The organism is Stenotrophomonas sp. GL_101, assembly GCF_057835675.1.
Genome location: NZ_CM174432.1, coordinates 4540480 through 4551831, shown reverse-complemented (window position 1 = coordinate 4551831; position 11352 = coordinate 4540480). Strand labels below are relative to the sequence as shown.

Genomic DNA, 11352 nt, shown 5'->3' with positions numbered 1-11352 from the left:
TTGAAGTTGGAAGACGGCTCCATAAATTGCAATTGACGAAGTGTGATTCATGCCGCGCGATGTCGGTTTTGCCTCTTCATCGTCGTGTGGTGTCGCTCGTAGCCTTACGTGACTACACCCCGCAGACATCCAATGGACCTGGATTCGCCCGTCACCGCGCCCATCGACATGGGCCACCGCACGTTCCTCGCGCAGACCCACGCAATCATCGACCCGACCCAGGTGGCAGCTGCGGAATTCGCCGACCTGCCCACCCAGGTGCTCGACCCCACCGAGCTGAAGGGGTGCCTGCGCCAGCCGCCCTTGCTGTTGCCACTGGAGGCATTGTCGTGGGAGCAGCGCCTGGCGTTGCTGGACCGCGCCGACGCCCACCTGCGCGAGCGCGGGCGCCCTCTGTTCTGCACCTTGCTGGCCTGCGAGGATGCGCCGCGCCTACGCGGGCACCTGCGGCATGCGATGGGGCTGTGGCGACCAGGCAAGGGCCGCGTGTTGTTCCGCATGCACGACCCGCGGGTGTTCCGCCACCTGCGCTGGCTGTTGAGCCCGGCGCAGATGGCGCATGTGATGGGGCCGGTGCAGGCATGGACCTGGCATGAGCCGCTGGGCGGCACCTGGCGTACCCATCTTCGGCCAACCGGGAGGGCGCCTTTCGGTCTGATGCTGCAGCCCGGCCAGTGGCAGGAACTGTCGCAGCTTGGCGTGCTCAACGGGTGCCTGCGCGAGCTGGCCCATGCCCGCCAGAACGTCGGCCCCGGTCACGTGCGCAGCTTGGTAGACGGCGTGCTGGAAGCGCGCAGCGCCGGCATCGCTGACGTCAAGGATCTGTCCCTGTACGCGCGCCAGCGCCTTGTCCATGGTGACCGGTTTTGCCACCGGCCCGAGGTGGTGGCGCGCTTGAACCTGTTGCAGCGCGATGGGATGACCTATGCGATGGCCTGCAGGCTGGCGCCGGCCGCGGTCCGGGCGGCGGTAGCGGCATGAACGCGCCCGTCTCCGGCGAGGCCGCCGCCGATGACGCCTATTGCCCCCACTGCATCCAGTTCGGGTTTCCGCTTCTGCTGGCGCGCTACGCCGTGTGCCGCAGTGATGAGGACGTGGCGCGGCCGGCGCCCGTGCTGCAGGCGCCGTTTGGGGCAGGGGTTGAGGACATCGCTCTGCCTGCCGCACAGGCGCACTACACCCTGCGACTGCTGCGCGGTGGTTACGTGTATGCGTTCAATGAGGCTCGTGACGAGTGGCTGGCGTGGCAGGTCAACGACCACGGTGACCTCAGCCCCTTCGACATCCGCGACGCGACACCACCGCCACAGAACGACAACGTACCGGCCAGCTGCTCGCGACACGATCGTGCGATGCTTTCAAAATGCATCATCGTGCCGGATGCGAAATGGGCAACCACCCTGTGGTTGACCTACAGCGCGGTACCGTGGACGGTCAAGGTATGGGAACGTCACCAGGAGGACGACTTCCGCAGGCGCAACATGCGCCGTATCGACGTGGCCGCCTGGCGGGCGAGCGGCAGGCCGCAGCCGCACATGGCCAGCGTGTACGACGCCTTGGACCAGGTTGCTGAATTCCACTTGGCCGACGGCTACGCGATCAGGGCCGGGACGCCGGGCATCAGCGACCTGCCTCGGGTCAACGTCACACCGCTGCACACGTTCGAGCACAGCCTGGCTGCCCCCAGCGGCTTTGCGCAGCCGCAGGTGGATCTGCTGCGGGCCCAGGTGCGACTGGCCGCGCACCAGCAACGCCCGGGTCATCCGCTGGCGGTGGGCCCGGCGCTGGTGGCGTTGAATGATCCCATCGGCATCATTTCCGACCTCAACCAGTTGGCGGTGGCGCGTCTGCTGGAATGGGAAAACGAGCCGGAACGGGCTGAGAAGCGGCAATCGGCGGCGGCCATTACCGCACTGAAGCAAGCCATCCAGCACGGGGCGCTGGAAGACGAGAAGTACCGGCGGCTCAATAATGCAATGGTGGGGCGCGCCGTGGTTGCCACGCTGGGCGGGAGGGGCGCGGCAAAGACGATGAGCCGCTCGCTGCCGCTGTGGGGCGACGACGTCTTTGCGGTGGAGGACGAGGACGAAGTGCTCCGGCTCGGTAAGGAGTCGTGGAAGAAATACCGCGAGCACCTGCGCGACGGTGATGCCTATGCACGCTGGCTCAAGGAGACGTATGTCGCCGAGCAGGGTGCTTTCTACCGCAACCATGTGGCCGAACTGGACGATGCCTACATCGCGTGGCTGTCTGCGGCCGCGTTCAAACAGCACATGGTCTGCAATTTCGACAGTACCAGCACCACCCTTGGCGTGCTGTACCAGGAAACAGTGACTGCGCTGCTGCAGGATGCCACCTCGCGCGGCACGGTCTTTCAGTACGTATTGGAGCGTCTGGAGAACGATGACCCGCTGGATCCCGAAGCGATCCTGCTGCGGGCGCAGGTGTGGAACCAGGACGCGCTGATCACGCTGTGGAAGGAGACGTTGGCGCAGACGTCCTCGGGACCAGAAGCGCGTGACTGGATGGTCGCGGCCAACGGGCTGTCCAGCGCGTTCAAGGGAATGCTGGACAGCCCGGATGCGGGCCGCCTCGGCGGCATGTTCCAGGGCAGCGCACGCCTGCTGGAACAGTTGTCCGGGCCGGTAACCCGGATGGTGGGCAATGAAGTGGGCCGAATGGTCGCCGCCCAAAGCGGCCGCCTGCCGGCACGCTGGCAGGTGGGTCTGCTGACCGCCATCGCGCAGTCGGCTTCGCCAGGCAGCCAATTGGTGGACCTGACCGGGTACACCACCCCCAAACGTGCGCGAAAGGCACTGGCAATGACGCTGGCCGCGCGCGCCGGATTGAACAGCGCGCATCAGGTCAGTGCCGCCGCATCGGGGGCGATTTCTTCCTCCGGCGTGACGATGGAAGGCGGTCGATTCAAGTTCGGCATGGTGGCCTTGGTGGACGACGACCAACTGAAGCTGTTCAAGGCGCTCAACGCCAAGGCAGTGAGTACCGGGGCTGCACGCCAAGCGCATCTACAGCGCACGCTGAGCGCACTGGGCCTGCATGATGCCATGCGAACCAATGTGTCCGGCCTGCACCGAAGTTCTTACGGCTACGGAATTGCCGGGCTGGTGCTGATGTCGGCCAGCCTGGGCGAGCTAAACAAGCAGATCATGAAGGCGCCGGTGGAAGGGCGTGGCCTGCTGAAGGCCAACTTCGCGGCAGGCGTGGCGGCGCTTGTAGGGGACTCAGCAATGCTACTTGGCGAGGTTGGCGCGAAGCTGCCGTGGCTATCGAAGACACTGGCCGAACCGATGGGGCGGTGGATGTACAAAGCGGCTACCAGGGCTGCAGTGCTGCGGGCAGGAGGACAACTCCTCAGTGGCGCGGCCGGAATCGTGGTTGGCGGACTTACGGTGCTTGAGGGATTCAATGATTTACCCTTGGGCAAAGTCTATGGTGGCTTCATGATTGCTGCTGGACTCGCAACTGCATTCTCCGCTTTCATTATGCTCATGGGATGGGCCGTACCCGTGGCCATAGTGCTGATGCTTATTGCGGCGGCGGTGACCATAGTCGTGGCTTGGTTCAAGCCAGATGAAATTGAGCGCTGGCTCGACAAGGTCGTGCACTTTGGCTCGAACAAAAGTGGGTCCTTTCCAAGCATGGATGTTCAGACATCTGAGCTCAATAAGATCAGGGTGCACTGATGCTCACTGGCTGGTACCCAGCGTTCGATCTGGGAAGAGGTCTGGAGGTGGACGAGCTAAGTGCACATTTGGAAGTGGGGAGCTGCCGCGATAGCATGGCTGACGATGGTTTTGGAATGAACAAGTTCAACTCGACGTATGTTGAATTTGTCGAAAGAACATTCAAAATCAAGGGAATGGCTGTCACTGCTCTGTCAGTGTCGTTTGGGGTATCTGCGCTGTTCGTTGGGTTTTTTGCGATGGCAGTGTTAATTGAGTTTATTTCGGGTGATGTTTCAGAAACAATCATGCTGATTATTATGCTTGTCGTTTGCTCCGGTGGGTCATGCGCATTTCTTTGGGTCATCCACTTGCGCAAGGATCTATTTGAGTACACCCACTATCCCGTACGCTTCAATCGCATCACCCGCAAGATTTACTTCTTCCGTCACAACCGAACCGGTGGCGTCGTCACCGTGCCATGGGGATCACCCTATGCATTCTTCCACATCGGTCGCGGCAGCAAAGACCCCAACCTGCGTGATCTCCGCTGCCATCTGCTCGACCGCAATCGTCAGGTACAGCAGACCTTTACCATCGGTCACTTCTGGGACCACGATGACGACATCCGCGAGGAATGGGCCTTGATCTGCCGCTACATGCAGGATGGGCCGGAGCATTGTTTCGACGATCCATTGGATTGTGTCATCACGTTGTCCACGCGTCCCACCTTCCGAAATCACTGGATGCTGGTGTGCCTGATGATGGGCACGGCACTGTTTCCGTTGCGGCACAATCTGCTGTTCCCGGTCTATGGCGCACTGACCCTGAGCCGCTGGCTCACCTTCAGAACCTGCCGTAGGCCGGTGTTCCCACCCGACATCGAAGCGGAGTGCGCCGTAGCGCCCGACGATCCCTATGTACTTCCCGAGCCACGGTTCATGGCTGAATTCGCCAGCGATCCGGCGATCCACGAGCGCGCCAGGCAGCGGCATTTCGACCGGCAGATGTGGCGGTAAGTAAAAGACCCTCTACTTACGCGATCAGTCACTGCAACACCGGGTACACCACCCCAAACGTGCGCGAAGGGCACTGGCAATGACGCTGGCCGCGCGCGCCGGGTTGAACAGCGCGCATCAGGTCAGTGCCGCCGCATCGGGGGTGATTTATTCCTCCGGCGTGGCGATGGAGGGCGGTCGATTCAAGTTCGGCATGGTAGCTCTGGTGGACAGCGATCAGCTGAAGCTGTTCAAGGCCCTCAACGCCAAGGCCGTGATCACCGGCTCGGCGCGACAGATGCATCTGCAAGGGACATTGACGGCGCTCGACCTGCATGACGCAATGCGTACCACGGTGTCCCGGTTGAACAGAAGTTCCTACGGGTATGGCATTGCCGGGCTGGTGTTGATGGCCGCCAGCCTCGGGGAGTTGAACAGGCAGGTTATGACGGCACCGGTGGAAGGGCGTGGGTTGCTGAAGGCAAATTTTGCGGCAGGTGTAATTGCGCTGGTGGGCGACATGGCGATGATTGTCGGTGAGATGGGCATGAACCTGCCCTGGTTGTCGCAAAAGCTGGCGGAGCCGATGGGGAGGTGGATGTTTCGTGCCAGTACCCGATCTGCTGTCGTTCACTCGACCGGGCGCCTATTGAGTGGAGTGGCGGGGATGTTCGTCGGTGCGTTGGCGATCTACGAGGGTTCCGTGAACTACTCGTTGAGCAAAACATATGGTTCATCGCGGAATAGCGTGGAGCTTTTGCCGGCTCCCGTTACCCTTGAAGCCTGAAATCAGGGCCTCAGGGGTCAGGTCATGCTGGATCGGAAGACGATTGAGAGGCTGGGTGGCTGGGAAGGCTACCGGGTGGAGCGGATCGCCTGGCCGGAAGGCGACAGCCGGACCGTCACTATCTACCTCAAACCCACGGCCCGCACGATGCATTGCGAGCACTGCGGGAGCCGATGCCGGCAAGTGCACGAGACGACGGTGCGCCGGGTACGCGATCTGCCCCTGATGGCATTGCGCGTTGCGCTGGTGGTGCCGCGACGGCGCGTCTGGTGCCCCCAGTGCGCTGGGCCGCGCCTGGAGAAGTTGAGCTGGCTTGGCCGCTACCAGCGGGTCACTGACCGGCTGGCCGAAGCGGTCAGCCAGTTGCTGGTATCCAGCAATATCCTGGCCGTGGCACGCTTTTTCCAGTTGGGCTGGCATACGGTCAAGGCACTGGATAAAGCCTTGTTGCGTGAGTCTGTCCAAGCCCCGGACTGGAGCCAGATCCACTACCTGGCGATGGACGAATTTGCGCTGCACAAGGGTCACCGCTATGCAACGGTCGTGGTGGATCCGATCAGTCGCCAGGTACTTTGGCTGGGCAACGGGCGCTCCCGCGATACGGCGCGTGCCTTTTTTGAGCAGCTTCCCCCGGGCGTTTCCGAGCAATTGCGCGCCGTGGCGATCGACATGACGACGGCCTATGAAGTGGAGATCCGGGCCAACTGTCCCAATGCCGAGATCGTCTTCGACTTGTTCCATGTGGTGGCCAAGTACGGTCGCGAAGTGATCGACCGGGTTCGCGTGGACCAGGCCAACAAGCTCCGGCACGACAAGCCTGCGCGCCGTGTCATCAAATCCAGCCGATGGCTGCTACTGCGCAATCGCAGCAACCTGGACCGGCATCAGACGGTGCGGCTGGATGAGCTGCTGGAAGCAAATCAACCGCTCCTCACCACCTATCTGATGCGTGATGAGCTCAAGCGACTGTGGTTTTACCGCCATCCCGGATGGGCCAGGAAGGCTTGGAACCAGTGGCTGGAGCAGGCCCAGCGCAGCGGAATCGCCGCCTTGGCGCTGTTTGCACAACGGCTCAAAGCCTATCTGCATGGGATCGTGTCGCGTTGCCGACACCGCCTCAATACCAGCATCGTCGAAGGCATCAACAACACCATCAAGGTCATCAAACGCCGGGCCTACGGCTATCGGGATCAGGAGTACTTCTTCCTGAAAATCCGTGCAGCGTTCCCCGGTATTCCGCGATGAACCAAACATATGGTGTTGTAATGGTTGTGAGTGGCGCTCTCGCATTCGCTTCAAGCATCATGATCATGATGGCGTGGGCTGTGCCCGCCGCAATAGTCATGCTACTTATCTCAATCGTGGTTACTGTTGCGGTGGCCTGGCTGAAGCCAAGTGAAGTTCAAAAATGGTTGGATAAATCCATGTACTTCGGAAAAAACGAACGCGGGGTTTTTGAAGGGATGGATATTCAAGTCCGACAACTTAAGCTGCTGAGGGCGGTCTGATGTTGACGGGGTGGTACCCGCGTTTCATTTACAAAAGAGCTCTGAATCAACTTGAAAATGAGGCTGAGCTCCTGCGGAGCGACGCGATGAAGTGCATCCCGTCTGACGCTTTTGGGATGGTTGCATTTAACTCACACTACATGGAATTCACTGATCGAACCTTCAAGGTGAAGGGTATGCTTGCCACGTTTCTTTCCTTTTGCACCGCACTGGAATTTAGCTCAATTTTTACTTATTTCGCCATCGATCTGATTTTTGATGATGAAGTTGGCGTGCTGGAGGCGGTCATGCTTCTTTCTCCACTTGCGCTGGTCATGCTTGGAAGTTCTATATTTTTTTGTATGATCCATCTGCGTTTCGATCTATTTGCAGTTACCCACTATCCCGTACGCTTCAACCGCATCACCCGTAAGATCTACTTCTTCCGGCACAACGGCCCAGGCGGAACAGTTGTCGTGCCGTGGGGCTCGCCCATGGCCTTCTTCCACATCGGCCGTGGTGGCCAGGACCCCAGCCTGCGCGATCTCCGCTGCCATCTGCTCGATCGCAATCGTCAGGTACAGCAGACCTTTACCATCGGTCACTTCTGGGACCACGATGACGACATCCGCGAGGAATGGGCCTTGATCTGCCGCTACATGCAGGATGGGCCGGAGCATTGTTTCGACGATCCATTGGACCGCGTCATCACGTTGTCCACGCGTCCCACCTTCCGAAATCACTGGATGCTGGTGTGCCTGATGATGGGCACGGCACTGTTTCCGTTGCGTCACAATCTGCTGTTCCCGGTCTATGGCGCACTGACCCTGAGCCGCTGGCTCACCTTCAGAACCTGCCGTAGGCCGGTGTTCCCACCCGACATCGAAGCGGAGTGCGCCGTAGCGCCCGACGATCCCTATGTACTTCCCGAGCCACGGTTCATGGCTGAATTCGCCAGCGATCCGGCGATCCACGAGCGCGCCAGGCAGCGGCATTTCGACCGGCAGATGTGGCGTTAGCCCGCAGCCTGTACGGCATGTTGCGGAGCGAATGAGTGCCTCATCGCCTTGTCCGATAGGGCAGTTCAATTAATGCGATGAGATCGCGGGTGAATTGCAGCTGCTGCCCGGCCTGCATGCCCTCGGACTGGTCGACGTACTGGTTCCGCGCGATCCGGTGCTGAAGACCTTGATTGAAAGCGCGCATGGGTTCCTGTATCGGGTCGAGCGCCAGGCACCGATGCCCTTGCGTGCGATGCCCCGGCGCCGACCAGCGTCACCACCAACGGTGGTGACCTACCTCATGGGCATCGATACCCGCGTGTCGGGAGCCATGGCGGCCCACGGCAAACACCGGAGTGCGCCTGTACGTACCGCAAGCCGAGCCCGTTGGCGGCCGTCAGGCCCTTGGCAAAATAAAGGAGGAGGCCGTCGCCGCAGGCGTCGGCCGGGGGACATTTGCACAAGGGCCTGACGGCCGCCAACGGGCCCCGGACGCTAGCGTCATCGCCAGGCGAAGACCCCCGCTAGCTCTGTCGCCCTTGGGCTGAACCTCTCTTCTCACATTCCCTCACCTGGGACAAGAACCAAAAAAGCCCGGATCGCTCCGGGCTTTTCCAGTCACACCATCACCCACCCATCAACCGCCCGGCGCGAACGCCAGCGTACGACGGGTGGTAACCGGTGCACCCACCGGCTCGAACTTCCAGCGCTTGACCGCATTGAGTGCTTCGCGATCGAACACGCGCGACGGCGTGGCGCGCAGCACGCGGGCGTTGGTGACCGACCCGTCGGTGCCGACGGTGATCTCCACCAGTACCTCGCCCGACGTGCCCGAACGCAGGGCCTCGGGGGGGTAGCGCGGGGCCGGGGTGCTGACCGCGCGCAGGCTCGGCGCAGCGGCGGCCGGCGCTGCGGCCTGGCGGGCGGCGGCGGCCTGCTGGGCGGCCGCCTGCTGTTGGCGCTGCTCGGCCTCGCGGCGGGCCGCGGCCTGGCGCTCGGCATCCTGTGTTTCGCTGCTGCGGCGCACGGCATCCTGCTGGGCGGCGATCTGCTTGGCCGCTTCGGCTTCGGTGGCCTGCTGCTGGGCCAGGCGCTGCTGATCGGCCAACTGCTTGGTCCGGTTCTCGGCGTCCTTCTTGACCTTGTCGGTCTCTTCCTGGGTGCGCTTGAGCGCGGTCTGCATGCCGCCGCTGATGCCCTGCTTCAGGCGCGGCAGCGCCGGTGCGGTGGTGTCCACCTTCTCGATCAGCGCCACCAGGCGCTGCGATTCGGTGAAGTCCTCGCGGCCCAGGCTCTGTTCGGCGGCAATCAGGGTGTAGGGCAGCAGGTCGGTGAGCGCGCTCTTGACCGAGGCGTCATCGGGGGTCTTGTCGCGCAGCGCCAGGTAGTACTCGATGGCGTTGTCGCCGGCCGGCGCGTACATGCGGTTCTCGCGCAGCGCCTGGCTGGCCAGGTCGCGCAGCTGTTCGGTGCCCATCGACTGCACCTTGGCCGACACCGCCGGTGCGACCGGTGCCGCCGGGGTTGCGGTGGCGGCTGCCGGCGCGGCGGGCGCCGGTTCGTCCTTGCCCGAGCAGGCGGCCAGGGCCACCAGCAGGGTCAGCGGCGCAAACAGGCGCGCCTTGGCGATCGTGTTGACGTGCGACATCCAACTCCCCTTTGAATACGACGGTACGTAAGGCCCGATGCGGTCAGGCCGGCCGAGGCCCATGGACGTTTCCCGGCGTCCACGGCGGTACTGCAGGTGTGCAATCTAGCATCACCCCGGCCAGCCAGGGGCCGGACGGCGTGGGCAGCGCCGGCATCGTGACCGATGCCGGGCAAGTATCAGTGCGACAGCGCTTTGCTGGGCGTGCCGTTCATCAGCTTGTCGGTGTAGGCGATGCCGATCGCCGACAGGATGAACGCGCAATGGATGATGGTCTGCCACATCACCCCGGTGGAGGTCATCGTGGCGCACTTGAAGGCGGCCTCGGCGCTCGGGCCGATGGTGGCGATGGCCGTCTGCACGGCCAGGATGTAGTCCGGGCTGTTGCACGAGGGCAGCCCATCCAGATTGCCGGAGCCGATGAAGGTCTTGAGCAGGTGGATCGAGGAGATGCCGATGATCGACAGTGCCAGCTTGACCTTGAGCACGCTGGCATTGACGTGGCTCAGCCACTCCGGTTGGTCGGGATGGTTCTCCAGGCGCAGCCGCGAGACGAAGGTTTCATAGCCACCCACGATCACCATGACCAGCAGGTTGGAGATCATCACGACGTCGATCAGGCCCAGCACCAGCAGCATGATCTCCTGCTCGCCCATGGTGTTGGCCTTGTGCACCAGGTGCCACAACTCCTTGCCGAACAGGAACACGTAGACGCACTGCGCCAGGATCAGGCCCAGGTACAGCGGCAGCTGCAGCCAGCGCGAGGCGAAGATCAGGGACGACAGGGGGCTGATGCGCGGGGGAGTGGGACTCATGCTGGAATGCTGCGTTGCGGGAGAAGCCGCAGGTTACCGGTCCGCCCTGACCCTGCCAACCCAACTGACGCACTAGACTCGGGCTTCCTCTCTGCGAGCCTGCCGCCATGATCGATCTGTACTACTGGCCCACCCCCAATGGCCACAAAGTCACGCTGTTGCTGGAAGAGCTGGGCCTGCCGTACCAGATCCAGGCGGTCAACATCGGTGCCGGCGACCAGTTCAAGCCGGCTTTCCTGGCGATCTCACCGAACAACAAGATGCCGGCCCTGGTCGACCACCAGCCCCGCGATGGCGGCGACCCGCAGAGCGTGTTCGAGTCCGGCGCTATCCTGCTGTACCTGGCCGAGAAGACCGGTCGTTTCCTGCCTGCCGACCCGCGTGGGCGCGTGGCGGTGCTGGAATGGCTGTTCTGGCAGATGGCCGGGCTGGGCCCGATGAGCGGGCAGATGGGGCACTTCAACGTCTACGCGCCCGAGCAGATTCCCTATGCCATCGAGCGGTACGGCAACGAGGTGCGCCGCCTGCACGGGGTGATGGACAAGCGGCTGGCCGACAACGCCTTCCTGGGCGGTGCCGAGTACAGCATCGCCGACATGGCCAGCTACCCGTGGATCGGGGCCTACGACAAGCTGCCGGTCGATTTCAGCGTCTTCCCGCACCTCAAGCGCTGGCATGACGCGATCGCGGCACGTCCGGCCACCCAGCGCGCCTATGCGCTGCGCCAGCAGGTCAACCCCGATGCCGGCAAACCGCTCAGCGAGGAAGAGCGCAAGCACCTGTTCGGCCAGCGTTGAAGCAAGGGGTATCGTCGCGCCTGTAGCGCCGGGCGTTGCCCGGCTGCTCTTACCGCAGCGCCTGTGCCCACGGCAGCGGAGCAGGCCCCCGCGCTACGGAACTGGGTAAAAGGTCATGCTGCCTTCCCGCACCAGC

11 protein-coding genes are annotated in these 11352 nt (G+C 62.7%); 8 read left to right on the top strand and 3 right to left on the bottom strand.

What is annotated here, in order from left to right:
- The first annotated feature begins 132 nt into the window (after positions 1–132).
- The 7 genes from AC3IR9_RS20030 to AC3IR9_RS20000 all read left to right on the top strand — a co-directional run bounded on the left by AC3IR9_RS20030 (position 133) and on the right by AC3IR9_RS20000 (position 7974).
- Complete coding sequence (locus tag AC3IR9_RS20030) at positions 133–981, top strand: DUF4123 domain-containing protein (RefSeq protein ID WP_489292958.1); 849 nt, start codon at positions 133–135, stop codon at positions 979–981.
- Complete coding sequence (locus AC3IR9_RS20025; protein ID WP_489292956.1) at positions 978–3704, top strand: T6SS effector BTH_I2691 family protein; 2727 nt, start codon at positions 978–980, stop codon at positions 3702–3704. Before AC3IR9_RS20030 ends, AC3IR9_RS20025 begins: the two co-directional genes overlap by 4 nt.
- A 116-nt stretch (positions 3705–3820) precedes the next feature.
- Positions 3821–4702, top strand: coding sequence for a DUF6708 domain-containing protein (locus tag AC3IR9_RS20020; protein WP_489292955.1), 882 nt, complete (start codon positions 3821–3823; stop codon positions 4700–4702).
- Positions 4703–4781: 79 nt separating this feature from the next.
- Positions 4782–5468, top strand: a complete 687-nt coding sequence (locus AC3IR9_RS20015; protein ID WP_489292953.1) for a hypothetical protein — start codon at positions 4782–4784, stop codon at positions 5466–5468.
- 24 nt (positions 5469–5492) lie between these two features.
- Positions 5493–6713 carry an ISL3 family transposase gene (locus AC3IR9_RS20010; protein WP_489291085.1) on the top strand — a complete coding sequence of 407 codons (1221 nt, stop codon included), beginning with the start codon at positions 5493–5495 and terminating at the stop codon, positions 6711–6713.
- Entirely contained in the window at positions 6710–6976 is a 267-nt protein-coding gene (locus tag AC3IR9_RS20005) for a hypothetical protein (protein WP_489292952.1), read from the top strand. Before AC3IR9_RS20010 ends, AC3IR9_RS20005 begins: the two co-directional genes overlap by 4 nt.
- Before the next feature lie 86 nt (positions 6977–7062).
- Positions 7063–7974: a DUF6708 domain-containing protein gene (locus AC3IR9_RS20000; RefSeq protein ID WP_489292951.1), complete on the top strand. Its 912-nt coding sequence runs from the start codon at positions 7063–7065 to the stop codon at positions 7972–7974.
- A gap of 40 nt (positions 7975–8014) precedes the next feature.
- Here AC3IR9_RS20000 and AC3IR9_RS19995 read toward each other — a convergent pair whose 3' ends face one another.
- The 3 genes from AC3IR9_RS19995 to AC3IR9_RS19985 form a co-directional block, all read right to left on the bottom strand.
- Positions 8015–8161, bottom strand: a complete 147-nt coding sequence (locus tag AC3IR9_RS19995; protein ID WP_489292950.1) for a hypothetical protein — start codon at positions 8159–8161, stop codon at positions 8015–8017.
- 432 nt (positions 8162–8593) lie between these two features.
- Positions 8594–9604 carry an energy transducer TonB gene (locus AC3IR9_RS19990; protein ID WP_489292949.1) on the bottom strand — a complete coding sequence of 337 codons (1011 nt, stop codon included), beginning with the start codon at positions 9602–9604 and terminating at the stop codon, positions 8594–8596.
- Positions 9605–9783: 179 nt separating this feature from the next.
- Positions 9784–10419, bottom strand: a complete 636-nt coding sequence (locus AC3IR9_RS19985; RefSeq protein ID WP_489292948.1) for a TIGR00645 family protein — start codon at positions 10417–10419, stop codon at positions 9784–9786.
- A gap of 107 nt (positions 10420–10526) precedes the next feature.
- Here AC3IR9_RS19985 and AC3IR9_RS19980 point away from each other — a divergent pair, with 107 nt between their 5' ends.
- Positions 10527–11216, top strand: a complete 690-nt coding sequence (locus tag AC3IR9_RS19980; RefSeq protein ID WP_489292946.1) for a glutathione S-transferase N-terminal domain-containing protein — start codon at positions 10527–10529, stop codon at positions 11214–11216.
- The last annotated feature ends 136 nt before the right edge of the window (positions 11217–11352 follow it).